Genomic DNA, 23,586 nt, shown 5'->3' on the forward strand with positions numbered 1-23,586 from the left:
TGGCGTTTACTCTATTGTAAAAGAAAATAGACTGTAGGAAAACTCCAAATTTCCGGAGTTTGTCTACAGTCTGAGGCCATCTATTGAATAGATGGCCTTTTGGTTTCAAAAATTTCTTTATAAGAAGAGTCAAATATTATGCAAGCTTTATATAAAAGTTTTGGAGGTGAATAATATGGGTATACCTATTTCATTCCTGTTAGTGAAGGTGTTTAGTTAAGCAAATAGGCAACTCCTATATGCTACATAAATTTGGACAAAAGATTATTAATCATAAAAGAAAGTAATGTAATTGTCAAGGGAGTATGCTTGAAAAACCCTATCATTTCCGATATAGTCAATAATGAATTAAGGATGGGGGCTGGCAGATGACAAACACATATGCTATCGTCCTGGCTGCGGGACAAGGGACTCGGATGAAGTCCGATCTTTATAAAGTGCTTCACCCAGTCTGCGGTAAACCAATGGTAGAGCATGTGATCGACCATATTCGCGATGTAGGCACAGACCGGATCGTTACTATTGTAGGTCACGGTGCAGAGATGGTGGAACAGACGTTAGGAAGCAAAAGTGAATATGCGTTGCAGGCAGAGCAACTAGGTACTGCACACGCTGTTCAACAAGCTACATCGGTGCTTGGAGATCTTGACGGCACAACGCTTGTGGTTTGTGGAGATACTCCGTTAATCAGTACTGAGACAATGAAGGCGCTACTTGCCCATCATCATCAAACAGAAGCAAAAGCTACCATACTCACTGCGATTGCTGATGATCCAACTGGTTATGGCCGAATTATTCGTGCAGAAAATGGAGACGTATTACGAAACGTTGAGCATAAAGATACCACCGATGAAGAGCGCAGTGTGACGGAAATCAATACAGGAACATATTGTTTTGATAACCGTGCTTTGTTCGAGACACTGAAAAAGGTGAATAACGAAAATGCACAAGGTGAATACTATCTTCCCGACGTATTGGGTATTTTGAAATCAGAAGGACAGCGTATCTCGGCGTATACGACAATAAATTTCCATGAAACGTTGGGGGTCAACGATCGTGTAGCCTTGGCTCAGGCGGAAAAGGAAATGCGCCGTCTAATTGCAGATAAACATATGCGCAACGGGGTAACCATCATTAATCCGGAGCAGACCGTCATTAGTGCGGAGGCAGAAATTGGCCGCGATACGGTCATACAACCTGGTGTCATGATCGAAGGTACGACAAAAATAGGAGCACACTGTTTGATTGGACCTAATAGCCATTTAGTAAATAGTACAGTTGGGGATCATAGTACAATACACTCTTCTGTCGTTCGTGATAGTCAAGTAGGCTCTGAAACGTCAGTCGGTCCATTTGCACATTTACGTCCTGAAACCCAATTAGGTAATCATGTAAAGGTCGGAAACTTTGTGGAAGTAAAGAAATCCCAACTCGGTGATGACAGCAAAGTATCCCATCTCAGCTATATTGGAGATGCAGAGATCGGTAAGAATGTGAATGTCGGCTGTGGAACGATTACCGTTAATTATGACGGCAAGAATAAACATAAGACAGAAATACAGGATGATGCCTTTATTGGTTGTAACGCTAATTTAGTAGCTCCTGTCACTGTAGGAAAAGGTGCTCTTGTGGCTGCTGGATCCACTATTACAAAAAATGTTCCAGAAAATTCACTTGCAATTGCACGCGTTCGCCAAGAGAATAAAGAAGGATACGTAAAAAACTAATCTTACCCAACTAACAGGAGGGCCATCATGGCAAATCATTATCCGAACGACAAACTGAAAATCTTTTCATTAACTGCGAATGAACCACTTGCAAAAGAAGTTGCAGAGCAAGTCGGACTTCCATTAGGCAAATGCTCAGTCAAACGCTTTAGTGATGGAGAAATCCAGATCAATATCGAAGAGAGCATTCGTGGCTGTGAAGTGTTTGTCATCCAATCCACTTCTAATCCAGTCAATGATAATTTAATGGAACTTCTCATTATGCTAGATGCTTTAATGCGTGCCTCTGCGCGTACGATCAATGTAGTGATGCCTTATTATGGCTACGCACGGCAGGACCGTAAAGCTAGTTCACGTGAACCGATCACGGCTAAATTGGTAGCGAACTTATTGGAAAAAGCGGGTGCTGACCGTGTGATCGCTGTTGACTTACATGCACCTCAAATTCAAGGTTTCTTTGATATTCCAATTGACCACTTAGTAGCAGAGCCGATCTTGACTGAATACTTCCAAAGCCAAGGATTAGTGGGAGATGATCTTGTCATTGTATCACCGGATCACGGTGGCGTTACAAGAGCACGTAAAATGGCAGACCGCATGAAGGCACCGATTGCTATTATCGACAAACGTCGTCCGCGTCCGAATGTAGCGGAAGTCATGAATATCGTAGGGAATGTAGAAGGCAAAACAGCTATTCTCATTGACGATATCATCGATACGGCAGGTACAATTACGATTGCAGCGAGCGCCTTAATTGAAAGTGGAGCAAAAGAAGTGTATGCTTGTTGTTCACATCCAGTTTTATCCGGTCCTGCAATTGAACGGATAAATAACTCCAAGATTAAGGAATTGGTCATAACGAATTCCATTGAATTGCCAGAGTCTAAGCTCTCACCAAAGATCAAACAGCTATCCATTGCACCGCTATTAGCATCTGCAATTATCCGCGTGTTTGAGAAGAAGTCCGTAAGCACTTTGTTTGATTGATGACAAGTTACCTGATGTCGTCTGATATTGAATGTTTCAAGAGGTAGAAAAAACTTTTTCAAAGGAAAGGTGACTATACAAATGAGCACAATGCAGTCGAACTTAAGAGAAACTGACAAAACAACACTAAGACACTTACGAAAAGACGGTTGGATTCCTTCCGTAGTTTATGGTTACAAAACTGAAAGCACCCCCATCGCGGTAAAAGAGCGTGATCTAATTGAGACGCTGCGTGAAACGGGACGAAATGGTGTTATCAAATTGAACGTAGATGGCAAAGACGTGAATGTCGTGTTAAATGATTATCAATCTGACGTGTTAAAAGGCGATATTACACACGCTGACTTTTTAGCGATTAATATGACGGAAGAACTCGATGTTGAGGTCGCGGTTCATTTAGTCGGTGAATCGCCAGGTGAAAAAGAGGGTGGCATCTTACAGCAGCCAATCCGTGAAGTGACCATTCGTGTGAAACCTTCTGATATTCCAGAATCCATTGATTTGGATATCTCTGAGTTGCAAATTGGCGACACGCTACTCGTTAGCGATATTCGCACAAAAGCAGCATATGAAATCTTGAATGAAGATGATGAAACACTTGTCCTTCTATCTGCTCCACGAACGGAAGCGGAAATGGAAGCATTGGATGAAACAGCTGGTGTAGAAGCAGAGCCTGAAGTAATTGGTGAAGAAAAAGAAGAATAAATAACGAATTGGGCGCACGAGTTTGTACCGTGCGCTCCTTTTCTATGCATATAGAGATCGGTCAGAAAAGGAAGAGAAGCAAATGAAATTACTAATCGGACTCGGAAATCCCGGGAAAGCTTATGAAAAGACGCGACATAATGTTGGATTCCAAGTAATTGATGAGCTGGCGAAGCGCTGGCAAGCACCTGCATTTCAACAAAAGTTCAACGGGCTGTATACGACCGTGCATACTTCTTTAGGAAAAGTGATCCTATTAAAGCCGATGACCTATATGAACTTGTCTGGTGAATGTGTCCGCCCTTTGGCTGATTATTTTGAAGTGGAGGATGAGGAGTTGGTGGTCCTTTATGATGATTTGGATTTGCCGACTGGGAAAATTCGGCTTCGCCAAAAAGGAAGTGCAGGCGGCCACAACGGAATGAAATCGTTGATTGCGCATTTAGGTACTTCAGAATTTAACAGAATCCGCATTGGGATCGATCGTCCATCAGGTGGAATGAAAGTCTCAGATTACGTGCTAGCACCATTCAGTGCAGATGATCAGCCGTTAATCGGAGAAGCGATCCAAAAAAGTGCAGACGCCTGTGAAGAATGGAGCCAAAGCCCTAAGACATCTTTTCTTGAAGTGATGAATAAATTTAACGGTTCTTAAGCATAATATTCCAACTCTTTGCCTATACTTTGGAAAAGGAAGGTGAAGAGATGGTGATCCGCTATTCTTGCAATCACTGTGATACAGAAATCGGTTCTATTCCATTTGAAGCTGCAAAGGAAACCATCCGCAAGATTGAGACTCTGGATGAAGGTGAAAAAAGATCGTTTTTATCCGTCGATCATGATGGCGGATTGCATATACGATGCATCTGTGAGCACTGCGAACAATCGTTAAAGGAGTTTCCGGATTACTACACCTTAAAAAAATGGTTACAATAGTAACAGCTGCTTTGGCGCTAACAGCCAAAGCTTTTTGTGCATATTGTATTTCTACACGGATAGGAAAACTAGACTTGATTGATATGAAAAAGAGTAGGTCATACCAAGTCATAATTGATATATAGAGAGGATTAGTCGATTGGGAGTAATAGATCAGCTATTTTTAGAAGAAAAAGAGATTCAAGGTCTGTTGAGGGACTTGCAGGCTGGACAAGATCAGCAGTTGATAACAGGTCTTTCTGGTGGTTCTAAGGCCATCTTCTTTAAAGTGATCCAACAGTCACTTGAGCGGCCTGTCATGATCGTCTCGCCAAATATGCTACAGGCGCAACGGACATATGAAGATCTCATCAAGATGGTCGGTGATGAACACGTTCATTTATATACAGCAGAAGAGCTAGTGGCCGCTGACTTTACATTTGCGAGTTATGAACTGCGTGCTGCACGCATTGAGACATTGGATCATATGGCTAGGATGGGCTGCGGCATATACATCACGCCGGTTGCTGGTCTGAGGAAGCTCTTGCCTACAAAGAATTCCTGGCTAACACATTATGTCACAGCGAAGACGAATGAAGACATCGATATAGGAGAATGGCTGAAAAAGCTCGTGTCGATGGGATATATACGGAAGGACCTGGTGAGTGCGCCGGGTGAATTTGCGTTGCGTGGGGGCATATTGGATCTCTATCCATTGACTATGCAAGATCCGGTACGTATTGAGCTGTTTGACACGACAATTGATTCGATCCGTACGTTTTCTGCAGAAGACCAGCGTTCGACAGGAAAGCTTGAAGCCATTACGTTATTGCCCGCAACAGAGTTTATTTGGACTGCGGAAGAGCTACTGCGAGTTTCTCGTAAAGTGGAACAAGCACTTGGTGATAGTTTAACTAGAATCAAAAGCGAAGAATTACAGCAACAATTATTAACCACGATTATGGAAGATGTTGGACTGATGAAGGACGGGATTGTTCCTGATACGATGAAGAAGTACGCTTCTTTTTCGTCCGAGGCGAGTGCCATGCTAACGGATTATTTCCCGTCTGATGGACTTATTGTATTCGATGAATTAGGACGTATACAAGAGACGGTTACAACGTTGGAAGCGGAGGAGCAGGAATTTCAGCTAGCTATGCTAGAAGATGGAAAAATGCTTCATGACACTAAACTTTCCTGGAAGTATGAACAGGTGCTTAGTCGAATATATCAGCGACGATTATATTTATCTTTATTTACCCGAGCGGTGTCAGGAATAACTATTAAAAAAAATATCACGATTTCCTGTAAACCGATGCAACAATTCCATAGTCAGATGCCTTTATTAAAAAATGAAATTGATCGATGGAAACAAGGAAATTATAATGTGTTTCTTCTAGCCGCTTCAACTGAGCGAATGAACGCTATACAAGACATTTTAAGGGAATATGACATAGAAGCTGTATTGAATGGTAAGCCAACAAGAGACGGAACTTTATCGATCATCGAAGGAGATTTATCTGTTGGATTTGAATTACCGTTTCAAAAACTAGCGGTCATCACGGATGCGGAACTGTTTACAGGGAAACCTAAACGTAAAGCGCGTCCACCCAAAATAACGAATGCCGAACGAATCAAAAGCTATTCAGAAATCAAACCTGGCGATTATATCGTCCATGTCCATCATGGGATTGGTAAATATTATGGCGTTGTAACGTTAGATGTTAATGGAATTCAAAAAGATTATCTAGATATTCGTTATCGTGGCGAGGATAAATTATTCGTTCCTGCCGATCAGATTGATTTGATACAAAAATATGTAGCTTCTGGAGAAAAAGAACCGAAACTGCATAAGCTAGGTGGTACGGATTGGACGAAAACGAAGCGTAAGGTGACAGCGGCCATCCAGGATATTGCGGATGACTTGATTAAGCTATACGCAAAGCGAGAAGCTGAAAAAGGCTTTGCATTTAGTGCAGATGATGATCTGCAACGCTCCTTTGAAAATGCGTTCCCTTATGACGAAACGGAAGACCAATTACAGTCCATTAGCGAAATAAAGAAAGACATGGAAAGAGAGCGGCCGATGGATCGGCTGTTATGCGGAGATGTTGGCTATGGAAAAACAGAAGTTGCTATACGTGCAGCGTTCAAGGCAGTTACGAACGGTAAACAAGTAGCATTTTTGGTGCCGACAACAATTCTTGCTCAGCAACATTACGAGACGATGAAAGAACGGTTCGCTGAGTATCCGGTGACTGTTTCACTTCTTAATCGATTCCGAACAAAGAAACAGCAAGACGAAACGATCAAAGGACTGAAAGCTGGCACGATTGACATCGTGATCGGGACGCACCGTTTACTGTCGAAAGATGTGGTGTATCAAGATCTCGGATTACTCGTTGTCGATGAAGAGCAGCGCTTCGGTGTGACGCATAAAGAAAAACTTAAGCAGCTTAAAACCAATGTAGATGTGCTGACATTGACGGCTACGCCGATTCCACGTACCTTGCATATGTCGATGGTCGGTGTACGCGATCTTTCTGTCATTGAGACACCGCCTGCAAACCGCTTTCCAGTCCAAACGTATGTGATGGAGTATAACGGCGGACTAGTGCGAGAGGCTATTGAACGAGAGATGGGGCGCGGTGGACAGGTATTTTATTTGTATAATCGTGTAGAAGATATGGATCGAAAAGTCGAAGAAATTCGGGAATTAGTACCTGAAGCACGTATCGCCTCGGCTCATGGCAGAATGGGGGAAGCTGCTCTTGAAGCTGTCATCATGAGTTTTCTCGAAGGGGAATATGATGTGCTTGTTACGACGACCATTATTGAAACAGGTATTGATATTCCGAATGTGAACACATTAATCGTGCATGATGCAGATCGGATGGGGCTATCGCAACTCTATCAATTGCGTGGTAGAGTTGGGCGTTCAAATCGTGTAGCCTACAGTTATATGTTGTACCAACGTGATAAAGTGCTGACAGAGGTTGCGGAAAATCGTCTTCAAGCGATCAAGGAATTTACAGAGCTGGGGTCGGGCTTTAAAATTGCAATGCGTGATCTTTCTATCCGTGGAGCGGGGAATTTATTGGGATCACAGCAACATGGATTTATCGATTCTGTCGGGTTCGACTTGTATTCACAATTGCTCCAGGAAGCGATTGAGGAACGTCAGACGGGCGTTGTGAAAGAAGAGATGAAAGATGTAGAGATATCATTACCAATTAACGCTTATCTTCCGGAATCTTACATTAAAGACGGTTATCAAAAAATCCAAATGTACAAACGAGTAAAGGCCATAACGAGCGATGATGATTATGTAGAGTTAGTGGATGAAATGATTGATCGTTTCGGTGATATGCCGCTTGAAGCCGATTTACTGTTGCGTGTAGGTCGTATGAAGGCATGGGGTCGTATGGCAGGCGTAGAATCCATCAAAAAAGTGCAAGGACTAGTTGAAATTCGATTGTCTGAAAAAGGGACCTCACGTGCGGATGGGGCGAAGCTTATGGAGTATTCTTTAAAATTTGGGCATGCTGTTGGATTGACGCTTGAAAATGGTCAAATTATTGTGACCGTGAATGAAAAGAAATCCAATAAGTTCACGGAGTTCGACATGATTGAAGAGATGGTGCACATTATGCAAGAGACAGCAAAGGAAGTCCATACTACAGATGCCGTGTAACACCTTGATTGCATAAAATGACCATCTATGATGCATACTACTTTCAGAAATACATTATATTTCGAGAAAGTGAGGCATTATACATGAAGGCAACGGGTATTGTCCGCAGAATTGATGACTTAGGAAGAGTGGTCATTCCAAAAGAAATTAGAAGGACACTCCGAATTCGTGAAGGAGACCCTTTAGAGATATTCACCGATCGAGAAGGGGAAGTCATTTTAAAGAAGTATTCACCTATTTCAGAGCTTGGTGAGTTTGCAGTAGAATATGCAGAAACACTTTATGAAACCTTAGGTACTCCAGCGCTAATTAGTGACCGGGATGAAATGCTGGCGGTTGCTGGTCTGTCCAAAAAAGACTATATGAACCGCCAGCTATCGCCTATTTGTGAAGAGGTGTTGAATGGCAGAACGGTCGTCATAGAAAAACTTGAAAAAACTATCGAATGGGTACCTGGCCAGGTGGAGCAAGTAAAATCCTATTGTATTGCACCAATCATTGCGAATGGTGATGCAATTGGAGCTGTATATTTAGTATCAAAAGTACACTTTGTTGGAGAAGTAGAACAAAAAGCTGCAGAAACCGCAGCAAACTTTTTAGCTAAACAAATGGAAAATTAGTCGAATTCAACAGAAGACTCCCACTTCTAACGAAAACTCACAGCAACGTCATAGTTGCTTGTGAGTTTTTTTGTGGATTTTAACTGTCTTACCGAATGCGTTAATTTGTATTAAAAATTTCCTTCTATATAAAAGTGAAAAAGTTCACATACTACCCATGTGATAATTTTCACATAGGAATAATCTTTAAGTGAAACTTTTCACATAGACCTTACGTGAAAAAGTTCACATATAGCTAAATCAAAAGTGAAGGTTTTCACATACTACGAAATCGAGCAAAAGTCAAAACTTTTTTTAAAAATTTTTAAGTGTCATTAAAAGCCTTGACAAAGGTATTGTAAACGCTTACCAATTTTCTCTTTTAAGAGTTGAGTGAATATTCCCCCTTGTGTTTGCTTTGTGTTTGCGCTTATAATCACTACCAACACGAACCACCAACAATTTAACAGGACAGGGAGAGAGATATTTTATGAACAGGCGATACAAATCTTCTTTGCACATGCATAAAATTCACAATGGAAAGATGGAGACAATTTCAAAAGTTCCTTTAGAAAATAAAGAGGATTTAAGTTTGGCTTATTCTCCAGGAGTGGCTGAACCTTGTGTAGAAATTGCCAATGATCCATCTCTGGCATATGAATATACAATTAAAGGGAATTTAGTTGCTGTAGTAACAGATGGTACGGCTGTACTTGGTCTTGGGGATATCGGTCCAGAAGCAGCTTTGCCTGTCATGGAAGGGAAAGCATTATTGTTAAAGCAATTTGCCGGAATTGATTCATTCCCAATTTGTTTAGATACGAAAGATCCAGATGAAATTGTCAGTATTGTGAAAGCCATGAGCCCAACATTTGGTGCTATCAACTTAGAAGATATCTCTGCTCCACGCTGTTTTGAAATCGAACAAAGATTACGCGAAGAATGTAATATTCCCATTTTTCATGATGACCAGCACGGTACCGCTATCGTAGTAGGAGCAGGATTGATTAACGCGTTGAAAGTGGTTGGTAAAAAACGTAATGAAGTGAAAATTGTTTTAAACGGTGCAGGTGCTGCGGGTGTAGCAATTACGAAACTGCTACTAAATATGGGCTTCGAAAACATTATCATGTGTGATTCGAAAGGAATTATTTACGAAGGTCGCCAATTCTCTATGAATAGTGTAAAGGATGAAATGTCCCTCATCACGAATCGTGAAAAAGTGGAAGGCACATTGGAAGATGCGATGAGTGGTGCAGATGTGTTTATCGGAGTTTCAGTCGCAAACTTGTTAACAAAAGAATTAATCGATCGCATGAATCCTGAGCCGATTGTCTTTGCACTAGCTAACCCGATGCCTGAATTAAAGCCTGAATTGGCTGAAGAATATGGCGTTCGGATCATCGCGACAGGGCGTTCGGATTATCCTAACCAAGTCAACAATGTCTTAGCATTTCCCGGTATTTTCCGAGGAGCGCTCGATGTCAGAGCTACAGAGATCAATGAAGAGATGAAGTTAGCGGCAACGTATGCGATTGCAGATTTGATTAAAGAAGAGGATTTACGAGAAGATTATATTATCCCAGATCCATTCGATGATCGAGTACCTTCGATTGTAGCACACGCGGTAGGTAAGGCGGCAATGCGCACAAACGTCTCGGTTGCTAAAGAAATCATTTTACCAACTAGATAAATCTGAGTATACTGACCAGTCTTTCCCTGTTTGAGGAGAGAGACTGGTTTCTCTATGTACAGATATTGAGACGATCCAAATCAACGCCATGCACACACATCGGGTTCTCTCTGCACGTATAGTAGGATAAAACCTATAGGAGCGGAGGAACGGAATGACTTGGCTACTTATCGCAGGCTTTGCAATTTCATCAAGCATTGACAACTTCGGAGTCGGACTTTCTTATGGTGTGCAGCGAGTCCGTATTCCTGCTCTTTCCAACTTATTGATTGCTGTGATCTGTTTCATATTTAGTTTGCTAGGTATTGTGTCGGGTACATGGATGGCGGAATTGTTGCCGGGCATATTGCCAGATCTCGTGGCCTTTGTAGTGTTAAGTATAATTGGTATTCGGATCATGGTGATTGCTTTACGACAACAAAAAAAACGTCAGGTTGGCGTTTTAGGTGAGCCGGAAAAAATGGATTTTGACGGATCGGCTCATATTAGTTTAGGGGAGGCATTACTATTAGGTGTTGCCCTTTCTGCAAATGCGTTGACCAATGGAGTCGGAGCTGGACTTCTGGAGCTATCTGCACTTGCTATCGCGCTCTCAGCCGCTGTTGGAAGCTATCTCACTTTGTGGATTGGTGTGGTATTAGGTGCTAGATTGACTGACCTACGGATTGGTAGAATGACGCTCGGGCAATTCGGGACGTTCATGAGCGGTGCCATTATTTTAGTAATCGCTGTAACACGCTTATTCTAGTGTAGCAGACGAAAATGGTATACTAGAATTCATCATCCAATGAAAGAGGCGCGTGTATGGCGTTGACTAAGTGGAATATGAAGTCATTTATGAAAGGTGCATCCATTTTGACGATTGCCGCAATCATCGTCAAGGTGTTGAGTGCAGTGTATCGAGTACCTTTTCAAAATTTAGTAGGAGATAAAGGGTTTTATATTTATCAGCAAGTGTACCCGTTTATCGGAATATTTATTGTTTGGACGTCTTCTGGGTTTGCTGTAGCCGTTTCAAAATTGTTGGCAGAGAGTAAAAGTCCGGGTGCATCACGAGGGATTTTACGTGTTTCGCTCGTTTATCTGTTTATATTATCAACTATGATTTTTTTGTTATTGAGAGCTGGATCTTCTTTTTTCGCAAATATGATGGGCGATGGAGCCTTGGCCCCTATATTGCAGACTGGCGCTTATATTGTTTTAGTTCTGCCGTTTCTAGCTGTACTGAAAGGTGTTTTTCAATCAGAAGGGTATATGATACCTATCGCGATTTCCAATGTATCGGAGCAATTATTTCGAGTAGTCATTGTACTGGCAGGTACTTGGCTGGCGGTGAGAGCGGGTACCTCTCTTTATAAAATAGGAGAGATTACAATGTGGGCTGCGATTGCTGGAGAGGTGGTGGGAGTTCTCCTACTTACTTGGTTCTTTTTGCAACGTGAAAGAGTGCCTGTAGATCGTGTGCATCCGTGGCTAGTAGTGAAGGATTTGACGAAAATTAGCGTTAGTGTCAGTGCTAGTTCGCTAATCTTATTAGTGTTTCAATTGGTAGATTCCTTCACGCTTTATAACGCATTGATTCAAACGGGCATAGCGAGTGAGACAGCTATGGAAATGAAAGGCGTTTATGATCGAGGGCAGCCGATTGCGCAAATGGGTATTTTGCTGGCGTCTACCTTGGCGTTAGCGATTGTTCCGTTAATCGCACATCATTCGTCTAAGCGAGAGGGCCGCGGTGCGCTCCCGTTTATTAGCCTGACGTTCAGAACATCCATTTTATTTGGCTGGGCCGCAACGGTCGGCTTGGTTCTCGTCTTGCCTTTCATCAATGAAATGTTGTTTGAAACACGGTCGGGTTCAGTTGCTCTCATCATTTTTTGTTTTCAAATCTTGTGGTTGTCGATAATTTTGCCATTAACGGCTATTCTTCAAGGAAGCGGCAAGGTGAGAGTGCCCCTTCTACTTTTATTGCTCGGGGTGCTAATCAAACTGGCAACTACACCTGTTTTCGTTCAACAGTATGGAATTGAAGGAGCTGCCACTTCAGGTGCTATCGCGTTAGCAGCTGTGGCTGTCTTATTGACTCTTTACTTTAAGCGTCTCTGGAAATTTCCACTGGCGTCAAGTCGCTTTTACGCTGTGCTTCTAGGCGCAGGAGCTGCAATGGCGGCTGTTCTGATTCCTTGGATGCTGGTATCGGATTTATGGCTTTTCGATGGTCTTTCTTCAAGATGGGGGGCTACTTTTACAGCAATAACAGCCGTCGTGATAGGCGCAATCATATTCCTGTTCGTTGTCCTGAAATCCCGTATAATGAATGAAAGAGAATGGTACTTACTGCCGTTCGGAAAACGGTTGGCGATGGTTCAGCTATGGCTAACTAAAAACAGAAGGTGAATCATTTGAGAAATATAACGGTCATAGGGTTGGGTGCAGGTAATTTGGAGCAGCTGTCGCTAGGCACTTATCGATTATTGAAAAAAGCACATCGTCTGTTCATCAGGACGGAAGAGCATCCAGTGGTACAAGAACTGCGCTCAGAAGGTATGCAAATGGAGAGCTTCGATGCCATCTATGAAGCAAATGATGAGTTCGAAGACGTTTACCAAACCATTGTAGAACAGTTACTTCTATTGAGTACGGAACAACCGATTACATATGCGGTTCCAGGGCATCCTCTCGTAGCGGAAAGAACGGTTCAGCTATTGATCGAGAAAGAGAAAATGGGTGAGATCAAACTTCATATTGCAGGAGGAAGCAGCTTCCTAGATCCAATTTTTACTGCTTTGCGTATTGATCCGATCGAAGGATTCCAGCTGCTAGATGGGACGGATCTAAAGCGTGATGATGTGCGAATGGATCAGCATGTTTTAGTGGGACAAGTATATGATGCGTTCGTGGCATCCGATGTTAAATTATCGCTTATGGAGAAGTATCCTGATAATCATGAGGTGACCATTGTGACAGCTGCAGGTTCAGTCGAGGAAAAGTTGACGACTGTGCCGCTGTTCGAGCTGGATCGGTCAATGACATTAAATAATCTCACGACAATTTATGTACCGCCTTTGATTGAGCGCGATCAGCGATTGAAAGAGTGGAGTTCATTGCGTGAAATTATTGCTGCCTTACGTGCGCCAGACGGCTGTCCGTGGGATCGGGAACAAACCCACGAGTCATTAAAACGTTATTTGATCGAGGAATCATTTGAGCTGCTTCAAGCAATTGATGAGGAAGATGATGAAGCGATCATCGAAGAGCTTGGTGATGTGCTGTTACAAGTCTTTTTGCATGCGCAAATTGGCGAGGATGACGGTTACTTCTCCATGGAAGATGTTCTAGAGTCTATCGGGGCAAAAATGATCCGTCGTCATCCTCATGTATTCGGACAGACTGAAGCAGACACGACAGCAGATGTACTGACGAACTGGCAAGCAATCAAGGATCAAGAAAAACCACGGTCGTCTTCCCTGCTAGAAGGCCAAACGCGCTATGCTTCTTCTTTACTGACGTCTTTCAATTATCAGAAGGCTGCCGCTAATGTCGGGTTTGATTGGCCGAATATAGAAGGCGCCTTTGAGAAGTTCCAAGAGGAATGGCAGGAGTTTCAGGAAGAGGTGCGTAATGGAAGAGCCGACCGTCAACTAGACGAACTGGGCGATGTCTTGTTCACAATTGTGAATATTGCGCGATTCTTGAAAATATCACCCGAAGAAGCCATGTGGCATGCCAATGAAAAATTCAAATCCCGCTTTCACTTTGTAGAACAATGCGTGCAACAAGGAAGCGGAGATTTTACTGCTTATTCTTTAGAGCAACTAGAAGAATTCTGGCGACAAGCCAAACGAAAGGAAGAATCCCATGAGACTTGATAAATTTCTAAAGGTATCTCGCCTGATTAAACGCCGTACCTTGGCTAAACAAGTTGCGGACCAAGGAAGAATTACCATTAACGGAAAGGTAGCAAAAGCATCCTCTGACGTCAAACTGGGTGATGAATTGGCCATTCGTTTTGGCCAAAAAATCGTCACGGCTACCGTCAATGAATTAAAGGACTCCACTAAAAAAGAAGATGCAGCTTCTATGTACACCATCCTTAGTGAAGAGCGTTTAGAAAAAGTAGAACCTGAATTTGTGGACGATGAAGATTGAATAGGAATAGTTGGCTCACCGCGGGCCCTCCGGAACGCGTCCGCCTGGAACGTAGATTAACGGTATCCTAACCACTTTTCCCATTCCCTAGCCTACCATTCAAGACAGCCTATCCCAAGGCTGTTTTTTATTTGCCTGTCATGTTTACGCAAGTCCCCGCATAAGATATGGAGAACGCACTAGAAAAGGGGGACGCATATGCAAATTCAAACGGACAGTTCTACGTATACTATTCCATCAGGAGACCATGTAGTGACCATGCGCAATCGTAAGAGAATGGACCTCACGTCTGTAAAAACCATCGACCGATTTGATCAGGAGGAATTTCTCGTTCGAACATCGCAAGGAGTATTGCAAATCCGCGGGGAGGAATTGCGTATTGTGCATTTGGACGTGGACAAGGGCTTGCTAACACTAGAAGGTTCCGTACAAACACTGCAATACGACGAAGAAGAAACAGGGTCGCGCAATTTTCTCCATAAACTATTCGGATGAGCCTATCCGTCCAGTTCTTCAGTTTGCTTGCGATGATCGGGACAGGTATTGCCGCCGGGGTGGTAATGGATTTATTTGGAACTATAATAGCTGCATGTGATAAACGATCATTTATTCGGCGAAGAGCGTTTTGGTTTGAATTGATAATCTGGATTTTTTTAGGGGTTGTCGCATTTTGGGTATTGATGATCGTACGCGACGGGGCGTGGCGGATGTATGACCCCGTTGCACAGGTCAGCGGTATGCTGCTCTACGCGGCAGTCTTTCACTATCCTTTTCGTTTTATCGGGAGATTACTATTAGTGATTATCATCCGACCTATTTGGTATTTTATACGCTTACTCATCATGCTTATTCAACGGATCATCCAAGTTATCATCTATATTCTGTCATTTATCACGTCGCCTGTTATCCGATTAGGTAAGGCGGCTGGGAAATTCCTTCAAAAAAAAGGTAGAGTACTATATAATAGAGAACAATAGTATAAACGGGTAAGGAAAGGTGTGTGCGCCATGAAGAAACCACAGAAGCCGACAGCTAGAAAAGTCACATCAATCGAAACTGAATATGTGCGCTCCATGCAGAAAAAAGAAAACTGGAAAAAAGCGCAAAAAAAGCGATTGCGAAACCGTTTGATCGTCTTTGCGATTCTCATGTGTATTGTATTTGGAAGTTTATTTAGTAAGTACTCCAGCCAAAAGCAATTGTTGGCAGCAAAAGAACAGGAAAAGACACAAGCAATCGCTACACTAAAGGATTTAAAAAAAGAGCAAGATCAATTGAATAAGCAACTGGCTATGTTGGATGACGAAGAATATATTGCGAAACTTGCGCGTAAAGAGTACTTTCTTTCAGAATCCAATGAAATTATATTTTCTATTCCAGACAAGAAGAAATCGTCAGAAAAAGAGACGAGAAAAGAGTAGTCGTATTGACACTCTTTTTTTGTTGGCTATAATATAAGTAGGAGCCTGCAAATTGCAGGAAATGCCAATATGGTTGATAGGCACTTTTAAGGGCCGCTTAAAACTTAAGGAGGAGCATTTTTTTTATGTCAATTGAAGTAGGCAGCAAGTTAGAGGGTAAAGTAACCGGGATCACAAATTTTGGGGCATTTGTTGAATTGCCGAACGGATCCACAGGATTAGTCCATATTAGTGAAGTTGCTGACAATTATGTCAAAGATATAAATGACCATTTAAAAGTCGGTGATATGGTAGAAGTTAAAGTGATGAATGTGGGGGCAGATGGTAAAATCGGTCTTTCCATCCGTAAGGCGAAACCGGAAGCGGAGCGTCCGCAACGCCCACAGCGTCCTCAGCGACCTCGCCAAGGCAGCAAGCCGAGCTTTGAACGACCAGAAAATTTTGAACAAAAGATGGCAAAATTCATGAAAGATAGTGAAGAACGTCTTTCTACCTTGAAGAGAGCGACAGAGTCCAAACGCGGCGGCCGTGGCGCGAGAAGAGGATAACTTGTTGTCTAGTTCAACCTTATGAAAAGTAAAAGTTACATCCGATTACGTATGCTCATCAGCCTTTGTTGAGTATACGTTTTTATTTGGATAACGAAAACCCCTTGCATAGATGCAAGGGGTATTTAATGTATAGCGGCGGAGGGGGTCGAACCCACGACCTTACGGGTATGAACCGTACGCTCTAGCCAGCTGAGCTACGCCGCCAAAGTAATACGTTGTCTACTGAATTGTTTAATTCGAGCGCAACGTCTTTAATCATACATTTCAAATTGAGAAGTGTCAATGTTTTTTTGGAAAAAAGAAAAAAAGATACGGATTACGTCGAAATGTTTTCACGTTGCTCTGTCACAAACAGACAAAATCTCTTTAAGAACCCATGTATAGTTGCAAGTAAGAGAACATAGGGGGTATGGGAAATGAAGATGATTGACAATATGGAGAGACCGTTAGGCCAGCAATTCAGGGTGGCATGGCAAGAACTGATCAACCGAAAAGTATATCTTCTTACAGCGATTCTTTTCTTAATCGGTTCGTTCTTTCTAGCACAAGCAGTGGTATTCGATATGGCTGTTCCATTTTTCTTATCTATTTGGGCTTTAGCCAGTATGCGGTATCGTCAACATATGATTTACGTGTTCATTGGTGGAATGGCGGGCAGTGCATTTTTGGGAATGGGACAAGCCGTCATCCACTTGACGCAATTATTACTGTTTCACTTGGCCATCAAATCCCCATTTGTCAAAAAATCAATTCCCCTAGCTGTAGCAGGCTGTATGATCATCCCGCAGATCATCTGGCAACTCGTAATGTATAGCGGGAGTCCACCGGTAGCGGTACAATTATCGATCGGTTTGGAAGCATTATTAGCACTATTTATGACAATATTTATGTTGTTAGCATTTCCTTCAATAGAACGATTGTTGTATGGACCTTGGAATCCTGAACAAGTGAGTGCCATGTGCATTGTGGGGGCATTGGCCACGACGGGTATGGGAGGCTTGCAGATCGGCTACATATCGGTGGCAGGTGTGTTTTTATTTCTTGCGATCTATGTAGCCGCTATGGTTGGCGGTGTTCCATTCGCTACAACAGTCGGTATGATTATCGCGTTAATTATAGGTGTTTCGGATTTGGCTTTTACAGGAATGATGGCGTTATATGGAATGACGGGTTTATTGGCTGGCGGGTTGAAACGATTTGGGAAATTGGGGATCGTGACGGGGAGTTTGTTCGTGTCGCTCTTTTTCCTTCTCTATGATGCCACGCTACCACTGGATACGGTTCATTTCGCGACGATCGGAGTGGCAGCGGCTTTGTTTTTCGTAATACCATCTCGTAAATTAAATGGAATTCGACAAGTTTTTTTACCAAAACAGGAGGGGATCTCGGAAAAACGTCAGCAATGGCTGGCAGATAAATTAGATGGTCAGTTGGAAGAGTTCCAGCAGTTTGCCCATTTTATGTCGACACTCGTGAATAATCGTTTTTCACCAGAGGAAGAAGTTGCGGCCACGCTTCAAGTGCCTTCTATTTGCCAATCGTGTTTTCGCTATAAAAAATGTTGGGAAAGTGAGGAAGATGGTATAGGACCCTTGGTGAATGAGTGGGAATCCACCTATTCAGCAACGAAAAAAGCAGCGCGTCTGCGTGTGGAAGAGAAGATGAAATTTAAATGTTTACGCTTTAAAGGTTTGATTAATGAATTGGAGGAGCATGGAACCAATCGTTTATTAATGGGACAGTTGCAACATGGCCGAAAGATGTTAGCGCTTCAATTACGAGATATGAGCACGCATATTGAAAAAGTCATGCGGGAAGTAAAGGAAGATTTGACTACCTATAAGCTCGCGGAGGAGGATTTGGCGAATCGTTTACAGGCGCAAGGCGTGGAGTTTTTTCAGATCGATATTTTATCAGAGGAACGGGGGGCTTGTAGAGTGGTGGTATCGGTGCCGGAAAAAAAGGCGGATTTTGAAACCGAGACTACTGTAGGAGAGTATTTAATATTACCGGTACTTGAACAGATGTATGAAGAACCGATCTATATTTCGAAATCTACGTATCAGCCGTTTCCGTTCCCTCATGTACAACTAACATTCAGTTCAGCTGTGCGATTTTCGCTCGATTATGACATTGTGACTACGGCAGGAGGAGGTACATTCCAAGCAGGTGATGCGTACGAAGTATTTAAAATTCATGATGGATTGTCTGCCGTTCTTTTATCTGATGGTATGGGACAAGACGTCAATGCGTATCATGAGAGCAGAAAAGTGATTCGACTCATGCGTGAATGCCTGGGACAAAAAATGGATCCGGAAACAGCTATCCATACATTGCATTATATGATGGCGTTAAATGGGTTGGACGACATGTATGCCACGTTGGATTTGGCCCTTATTGATTTGCAGGACGGTCGGCTATGGTCATGGAAGGCAGGGTCAATGAGTACCTATATTAAAAGGGGCGATGAATGTATACGCTTAGATAGCAAAACCGTACCTTTTGGTTTCTTGCCATCCTTTTCGATAGAGGCAAAAAATGAGCAATTAAAGTCGGGAGATATACTGGTGATGATGACAGATGGGATGTTTAACGGGGAAATATCGCTGGAATCACAGGAGGAAGTGCTGGAACAAACAATTGAACGATTTAAAGAGATGGATTGCCACACGATTGCAGATCAAATCATGTTGGAAATGGAGCGTGAGTTTGGATCAGCAGAAGATGATCGTACCATACTAGTGATGAAGGTTGATCATGTTGTTCCTAAATGGTCGAGTGTTAATAAAAAATCGCGGATTATTTCTCGCCAAAGAATGGTAGGATAGAGACAGGAGGGAGATGAATCATGAAAAGTTTGCAGCAAAAAGTGTTGAAGTTCATCGAGAGACAAACATTGATTCCTCCCGGATCCCGTGTATTGGTCGCTTGTTCAGGTGGTGTAGATTCCATCACCCTGCTACATTTTTTAGCAACTCATCGAAAGACGCTTGGCATCGAAGTGGGGGCGGTGCATGTGGATCACATGCTTCGTGGAAAGGAATCAGCCGAGGATGCCTTTGTAGTGGAAGATATTTGTGAAGAATTTCAGTTGCCGTTCTTCTCTGAACAGGTACCGATTCCTGCCATACTGGAAAGTAGTGGTGGAAATGTGCAGATGCTGTGCAGAGAAGAGCGGTATAAATGTTTTGCGATGACCATGGCAGGTCACGGATTCGCAGTTCTGGCTACGGGGCACCATGCCGAAGATCAGTTGGAAAGTGTGCTTATACAATTAAGTAAAGGTCATTCAATGAATGGGATGCCTATACAGCGCTCATTTCATCAAGGGAGCGTTGTTCGTCCCTTCCTTCCCTTAAAGAAGAGCGAGCTGTATGAGTATGCAACTCAGTATGGTTTGACGTTTCGCGAGGATCCGAGCAATCAACGAGATGACTATTTGCGCAATCGAATCCGGCATCAAGTGGTGCCTGTCTTATCAAAAGAAAATCCATCTGTCTCTGTAGGAGCTGTCCAACTAACGGCACAGCGTCAGGCAGAGGAAGCCTTGTTGAGTGAACTCGCGGAAAAACATTGGCAAGCGATTGTTACCTATACTGACGAACAGCTTCCTTGTTTTAACCGCCAGGCATTTCTTGCTATCCACCATGCTTTACAAAAGCGTGTGATTCAACTACTATTAAGTTGTCTTCCCAGTCCGGAAACGGAGAAGGTTGAGCTACGTTCTGCAGTAGTAGAAGAGCTATTACAGCACATTAGGGACTCGGCTGGAAATACAACGATCGATTTAGCATATGGCTACCGATTTGTTAGGGAATATGATAAACTGCTAGTTACAAAAAAGTATATGGATACTACGTCCCTTCATTCAAAAGTTCTAGAAAAAGGAGTTTGGCAATCGTGGGGAAATGTTCAGTTTTACTGGCAAGATGCAGAAGCGCACGCGATCGAACACGTTCTTTCCTTAGATGATGTGCGCTATTTTCAATTGTCAGAGGTTGAATTGCCGTTGACTGTTCGTCTTCGGGAACCCGGAGATCGGCTACCTCTCAAAGGCATGTCCCAAGCTAAACGAGTTTCGAGAATATTAATTGATGAAAAAGTAGGAATGACGCAAAGACAGCAACAGCCAGTCATTACAACGGCAAGTGGTATCGTATGTGCGGTGCCGGGTATTCGGTATGGAAAGATGTTTTCACGTCACCGACCGGAAGGCAAGTCATACATATGGATTACGCGAGAAGGCGAAAATAGATAAAATGGAAGGGGACGAGCCGATGATCGCACAAGATATCGAGCAAGTTTTAATTACAGAAGAAGAACTTCAAGAAAAAGTGCGGGAACTTGGGGCGACCTTAACGGAAGAGTATAAAGAGAAATTTCCTTTAGCAATTGGCGTGTTAAAAGGTGCATTGCCATTCATGAGCGATTTGATTAAACGAATTGATACGTACATTGAACTAGACTTTATGGATGTATCCAGTTACGGGAACGCAACTGTTTCTTCAGGTGAAGTAAAGATTGTTAAGGATTTGAACACAAGTGTAGAAGGTCGTGATGTCTTGATCATTGAAGATATCATTGATAGTGGGAAAACTTTGAATTATTTAGTAGAACTTTTCAAATACAGAAAAGCTAACTCCATTAAAATTGTGACCTTGCTTGATAAACCGACAGGTCGCAAAGTGGACTTAAAGGCAGATTATGTAGGTTTTCATGTTCCGGATGCTTTCGTTGTCGGCTACGGGTTAGATTACGCTGAGAAGTATCGGAATTTACCTTATATCGGTGTGTTGAAAAAAGAAATCTACTCTTTTTAACGCTTTCAGACTGGACTTTTAAATTAAATTCAGCAGATATCCCACACTTCTATGTAGGGTGGGATTCATACATATTGTCACCACATTCAGTGGGAGTTCAAACAGGTGCTGAATTTAGTTGAAATCCTAGGACACAATTACGCCAAGGCGTAATTAGTTAACAAGTCTGAAAGCCTTTTTCCATGAGGCATTTTCTTTGTAGATTCATGTTAATCTATGCTAAAATTTACAATAGTTTTCTGTTGAATGAGATGAGGAGGCTTGGGATGAATCGAATACTTCGATACTTTCTTTTATATGGATTGATTTTCCTTGCGATTATGGGGATTTTCAGTTCGCTAAACAATCCAAATCCGAAGATGAAACCGATTCGGTATGATGAATTTATCACGGCATTAGAACAAGGGAAAGTCGAGAATGCTACTTTTCAGCCTTTACAGCTCGTGTATGAAGTAAAAGGGGAAATGGAAGGTTACGAAAAAGGAGAAACATTCGTAACGAACATTCCGATGAATGATATGGACAATATTGGCGATATCGTGAAAACGACAAAGACTGAAATCGATATTCTACCGCCTCCTGAAACGAGTGCGTGGGTATCCTTCTTTACAGGACTTGTGCCATTCATTATTATCATTATCCTTTTCTTCTTCCTACTGAATCAATCACAAGGCGGCGGTGGCGGTCGAGTGATGAATTTCGGAAAAAGTAAAGCAAAACTGCAAACGGATGATCGAAAGAAAGTACGTTTCAATGATGTAGCAGGTGCAGATGAAGAGAAAGCGGAGCTTGAAGAAGTCGTGGATTTCTTGAAAGATGCACGGAAGTTTGTGGAACTCGGTGCGCGGATTCCTAAAGGGATCTTGCTTGTAGGGCCTCCAGGTACAGGTAAAACCTTGCTGGCGCGTGCTGTAGCAGGTGAAGCAGGGGTGCCGTTCTTCTCCATTTCAGGTTCTGACTTCGTGGAGATGTTTGTAGGTGTCGGTGCGTCTCGAGTGCGTGACTTGTTCGAGAATGCAAAGAAAAATGCACCATGTATTATCTTTATTGATGAAATTGACGCAGTTGGGCGTCAGCGTGGAGCCGGTTTAGGCGGTGGTCACGATGAACGTGAACAAACATTGAACCAATTGCTAGTTGAAATGGATGGTTTTGAAGGGAACGAAGGTATTATTATTGTTGCCGCTACGAACCGTCCGGATATTTTGGACCCAGCATTACTTCGTCCGGGACGTTTTGACCGTCAAATCACGGTTGGTCGCCCAGATGTAAAAGGAAGAGAAGCTGTGTTGAAAGTCCACGCACGCAACAAACCGCTTGATGATTCGGTTGATATGAAAGCTCTTGCTCAACGTACGCCTGGATTTTCCGGTGCTGATCTTGAGAACTTATTGAACGAAGCAGCACTTGTGGCAGCGAGAAGGAAGAAAGTTAAGATTGATATGTCCGATATTGATGAGGCGACGGATCGAGTCATTGCAGGTCCAGCTAAAACTACTCGAGTCATTTCAGAAAAAGAGCGAAATATTGTAGCATTCCACGAAGCGGGTCACGTGGTCGTCGGTTTGATGCTAGATGACGCGGAAATTGTGCATAAAGTGACGATTGTTCCTCGTGGGCAGGCTGGTGGCTATGCTGTCATGCTTCCGAAAGAAGATCGCTACTTCATGACGAAACCTGAGCTTCTTGATAAAATTGCGGGTCTGTTAGGTGGTCGTGTAGCCGAAGAAGTCGTGCTTGGTGAAGTATCAACAGGTGCTCACAATGACTTCCAACGTGCTACAGGTATTGCGCGCTCGATGGTAACAGAATACGGAATGAGCGATAAGCTTGGACCTATGCAGTTTGGCCAATCGCAAGGCGGTCAAGTTTTCCTAGGTCGTGACTTTAATTCCGAGCAGAATTATTCTGAGTCGATTGCTTATGAAATTGATCAGGAAATGCAACGGATCATTAAAGAACAATATAGCCGTACAAAACAAATTTTGACTGAGAAAAGAGATTTACTCGATTTAATCGCAACGACTTTATTGGAAGTCGAAACGCTTGATGCGGAACAAATCAATCACTTGAAGGATCACGGTGTCTTGCCAGAGCGTCCATATGAAAACGGTAATGGCAACAATGGCGTAGCAGAGTCTGATGAGGACACTGCGAAAGAAAGCGAAACGTCAGAAACAACGCCAAACCCAACTCCAGATGTGACGGGTGCACCACAAGATCCGTCTGTTGCAGATTTGCCAAGTGAAGGTGGAACAGTGGACAAAACACTTCCATCGATTGACGAAGAACGCAGGGACTAAGCGGACCAGCAGCCGACTGTAC

Annotated in this window: 20 protein-coding genes and 1 tRNA gene; 20 read left to right on the top strand and 1 reads right to left on the bottom strand. The window is 42.9% G+C overall.

Annotated features, from left to right (window positions below; all coding sequences use genetic code 11):
* Positions 1 to 368: 368 nt before the first annotated feature.
* From glmU to GD002_RS16450, 16 genes are all read left to right on the top strand, one after another.
* A complete protein-coding gene (glmU, locus tag GD002_RS16375) occupies positions 369 to 1,727 on the top strand; it encodes a bifunctional UDP-N-acetylglucosamine diphosphorylase/glucosamine-1-phosphate N-acetyltransferase GlmU (protein WP_153733444.1) in 1,359 nt (452 codons plus the stop codon).
* A gap of 27 nt (positions 1,728 to 1,754) precedes the next feature.
* Positions 1,755 to 2,714 (top strand): ribose-phosphate diphosphokinase, encoded by a 960-nt coding sequence (locus tag GD002_RS16380; protein WP_153733445.1) that lies wholly within the window; start codon positions 1,755 to 1,757, stop codon positions 2,712 to 2,714.
* 81 nt (positions 2,715 to 2,795) lie between these two features.
* The gene (locus GD002_RS16385; RefSeq protein ID WP_194841660.1) at positions 2,796 to 3,419 is read left to right on the top strand and encodes a 50S ribosomal protein L25/general stress protein Ctc; all 624 of its coding nucleotides are present in this window, start codon (positions 2,796 to 2,798) and stop codon (positions 3,417 to 3,419) included.
* An 82-nt stretch (positions 3,420 to 3,501) separates the two neighbouring features.
* Positions 3,502 to 4,074, top strand: a complete 573-nt coding sequence (gene pth / locus GD002_RS16390; protein ID WP_153733447.1) for an aminoacyl-tRNA hydrolase — start codon at positions 3,502 to 3,504, stop codon at positions 4,072 to 4,074.
* A gap of 50 nt (positions 4,075 to 4,124) precedes the next feature.
* Positions 4,125 to 4,355: an anti-sigma-F factor Fin gene (locus tag GD002_RS16395; protein ID WP_228548410.1), complete on the top strand. Its 231-nt coding sequence runs from the start codon at positions 4,125 to 4,127 to the stop codon at positions 4,353 to 4,355.
* Between the two features lie 139 nt (positions 4,356 to 4,494).
* Entirely contained in the window at positions 4,495 to 8,028 is a 3,534-nt protein-coding gene (gene mfd / locus GD002_RS16400) for a transcription-repair coupling factor (protein WP_153733448.1), read from the top strand.
* Between the two features lie 83 nt (positions 8,029 to 8,111).
* Entirely contained in the window at positions 8,112 to 8,648 is a 537-nt protein-coding gene (spoVT, locus tag GD002_RS16405) for a stage V sporulation protein T (RefSeq protein ID WP_153733449.1), read from the top strand.
* A 469-nt stretch (positions 8,649 to 9,117) separates the two neighbouring features.
* Entirely contained in the window at positions 9,118 to 10,320 is a 1,203-nt protein-coding gene (locus GD002_RS16410; RefSeq protein WP_153733450.1) for an NAD(P)-dependent malic enzyme, read from the top strand.
* Positions 10,321 to 10,474: 154 nt separating this feature from the next.
* Positions 10,475 to 11,068 carry a sporulation membrane protein YtaF gene (gene ytaF / locus GD002_RS16415; protein WP_153733451.1) on the top strand — a complete coding sequence of 198 codons (594 nt, stop codon included), beginning with the start codon at positions 10,475 to 10,477 and terminating at the stop codon, positions 11,066 to 11,068.
* A gap of 56 nt (positions 11,069 to 11,124) precedes the next feature.
* Positions 11,125 to 12,717, top strand: a complete 1,593-nt coding sequence (locus GD002_RS16420) for a putative polysaccharide biosynthesis protein (protein ID WP_153733452.1) — start codon at positions 11,125 to 11,127, stop codon at positions 12,715 to 12,717.
* 5 nt (positions 12,718 to 12,722) lie between these two features.
* Positions 12,723 to 14,189 carry a bifunctional methyltransferase/pyrophosphohydrolase YabN gene (gene yabN, locus GD002_RS16425; RefSeq protein ID WP_153733453.1) on the top strand — a complete coding sequence of 489 codons (1,467 nt, stop codon included), beginning with the start codon at positions 12,723 to 12,725 and terminating at the stop codon, positions 14,187 to 14,189.
* Positions 14,179 to 14,469 carry an RNA-binding S4 domain-containing protein gene (locus GD002_RS16430; RefSeq protein ID WP_153733454.1) on the top strand — a complete coding sequence of 97 codons (291 nt, stop codon included), beginning with the start codon at positions 14,179 to 14,181 and terminating at the stop codon, positions 14,467 to 14,469. Before yabN ends, GD002_RS16430 begins: the two co-directional genes overlap by 11 nt.
* Before the next feature lie 198 nt (positions 14,470 to 14,667).
* Complete coding sequence (gene yabP / locus GD002_RS16435; RefSeq protein WP_153733455.1) at positions 14,668 to 14,964, top strand: sporulation protein YabP; 297 nt, start codon at positions 14,668 to 14,670, stop codon at positions 14,962 to 14,964.
* Positions 14,961 to 15,446 (top strand): spore cortex biosynthesis protein YabQ, encoded by a 486-nt coding sequence (gene yabQ / locus GD002_RS16440; protein ID WP_153733456.1) that lies wholly within the window; start codon positions 14,961 to 14,963, stop codon positions 15,444 to 15,446. Before yabP ends, yabQ begins: the two co-directional genes overlap by 4 nt.
* A 30-nt stretch (positions 15,447 to 15,476) precedes the next feature.
* Positions 15,477 to 15,890 (top strand): FtsB family cell division protein, encoded by a 414-nt coding sequence (locus tag GD002_RS16445; RefSeq protein ID WP_153733457.1) that lies wholly within the window; start codon positions 15,477 to 15,479, stop codon positions 15,888 to 15,890.
* A 125-nt stretch (positions 15,891 to 16,015) separates the two neighbouring features.
* Positions 16,016 to 16,438: a S1 domain-containing RNA-binding protein gene (locus GD002_RS16450; RefSeq protein ID WP_153733458.1), complete on the top strand. Its 423-nt coding sequence runs from the start codon at positions 16,016 to 16,018 to the stop codon at positions 16,436 to 16,438.
* Between the two features lie 133 nt (positions 16,439 to 16,571).
* On the opposite strand, the gene GD002_RS16455 is transcribed toward GD002_RS16450, so the two are convergent.
* A tRNA-Met gene (locus GD002_RS16455) sits at positions 16,572 to 16,645 on the bottom strand.
* A 212-nt stretch (positions 16,646 to 16,857) separates the two neighbouring features.
* Here GD002_RS16455 and GD002_RS16460 point away from each other — a divergent pair.
* The 4 genes from GD002_RS16460 to ftsH all read left to right on the top strand — a co-directional run bounded on the left by GD002_RS16460 (position 16,858) and on the right by ftsH (position 23,564).
* Positions 16,858 to 19,269 (top strand): SpoIIE family protein phosphatase, encoded by a 2,412-nt coding sequence (locus tag GD002_RS16460; protein ID WP_153733459.1) that lies wholly within the window; start codon positions 16,858 to 16,860, stop codon positions 19,267 to 19,269.
* Between the two features lie 20 nt (positions 19,270 to 19,289).
* Positions 19,290 to 20,699, top strand: coding sequence for a tRNA lysidine(34) synthetase TilS (gene tilS, locus GD002_RS16465; protein WP_153733460.1), 1,410 nt, complete (start codon positions 19,290 to 19,292; stop codon positions 20,697 to 20,699).
* Positions 20,700 to 20,718: 19 nt separating this feature from the next.
* Positions 20,719 to 21,261 carry a hypoxanthine phosphoribosyltransferase gene (gene hpt, locus GD002_RS16470; RefSeq protein ID WP_153733461.1) on the top strand — a complete coding sequence of 181 codons (543 nt, stop codon included), beginning with the start codon at positions 20,719 to 20,721 and terminating at the stop codon, positions 21,259 to 21,261.
* Positions 21,262 to 21,527: 266 nt separating this feature from the next.
* Positions 21,528 to 23,564, top strand: coding sequence for an ATP-dependent zinc metalloprotease FtsH (gene ftsH / locus GD002_RS16475; protein WP_153733462.1), 2,037 nt, complete (start codon positions 21,528 to 21,530; stop codon positions 23,562 to 23,564).
* The last annotated feature ends 22 nt before the right edge of the window (positions 23,565 to 23,586 follow it).

It is taken from the genome of Sporosarcina obsidiansis, assembly GCF_009651005.1.
In the GTDB taxonomy this organism is placed as follows: domain Bacteria; phylum Bacillota; class Bacilli; order Bacillales_A; family Planococcaceae; genus Sporosarcina; species Sporosarcina obsidiansis.

Coding starts and splice junctions, on each gene's coding strand:
- yabP (WP_153733455.1), top strand. CDS start 14,668: ATGCAAATTCAAACGGACAGTTCTACGTATACTATTCCATCAGGAGAC.
- pth (WP_153733447.1), top strand. CDS start 3,502: ATGAAATTACTAATCGGACTCGGAAATCCCGGGAAAGCTTATGAAAAG.
- GD002_RS16460 (WP_153733459.1), top strand. CDS start 16,858: ATGAAGATGATTGACAATATGGAGAGACCGTTAGGCCAGCAATTCAGG.
- spoVT (WP_153733449.1), top strand. CDS start 8,112: ATGAAGGCAACGGGTATTGTCCGCAGAATTGATGACTTAGGAAGAGTG.
- GD002_RS16430 (WP_153733454.1), top strand. CDS start 14,179: ATGAGACTTGATAAATTTCTAAAGGTATCTCGCCTGATTAAACGCCGT.
- ytaF (WP_153733451.1), top strand. CDS start 10,475: ATGACTTGGCTACTTATCGCAGGCTTTGCAATTTCATCAAGCATTGAC.
- GD002_RS16445 (WP_153733457.1), top strand. CDS start 15,477: ATGAAGAAACCACAGAAGCCGACAGCTAGAAAAGTCACATCAATCGAA.
- yabQ (WP_153733456.1), top strand. CDS start 14,961: ATGAGCCTATCCGTCCAGTTCTTCAGTTTGCTTGCGATGATCGGGACA.
- GD002_RS16420 (WP_153733452.1), top strand. CDS start 11,125: ATGGCGTTGACTAAGTGGAATATGAAGTCATTTATGAAAGGTGCATCC.
- GD002_RS16410 (WP_153733450.1), top strand. CDS start 9,118: ATGAACAGGCGATACAAATCTTCTTTGCACATGCATAAAATTCACAAT.
- GD002_RS16380 (WP_153733445.1), top strand. CDS start 1,755: ATGGCAAATCATTATCCGAACGACAAACTGAAAATCTTTTCATTAACT.
- glmU (WP_153733444.1), top strand. CDS start 369: ATGACAAACACATATGCTATCGTCCTGGCTGCGGGACAAGGGACTCGG.
- ftsH (WP_153733462.1), top strand. CDS start 21,528: ATGAATCGAATACTTCGATACTTTCTTTTATATGGATTGATTTTCCTT.
- GD002_RS16395 (WP_228548410.1), top strand. CDS start 4,125: ATGGTGATCCGCTATTCTTGCAATCACTGTGATACAGAAATCGGTTCT.
- tilS (WP_153733460.1), top strand. CDS start 19,290: ATGAAAAGTTTGCAGCAAAAAGTGTTGAAGTTCATCGAGAGACAAACA.
- GD002_RS16385 (WP_194841660.1), top strand. CDS start 2,796: ATGAGCACAATGCAGTCGAACTTAAGAGAAACTGACAAAACAACACTA.
- GD002_RS16450 (WP_153733458.1), top strand. CDS start 16,016: ATGTCAATTGAAGTAGGCAGCAAGTTAGAGGGTAAAGTAACCGGGATC.
- hpt (WP_153733461.1), top strand. CDS start 20,719: ATGATCGCACAAGATATCGAGCAAGTTTTAATTACAGAAGAAGAACTT.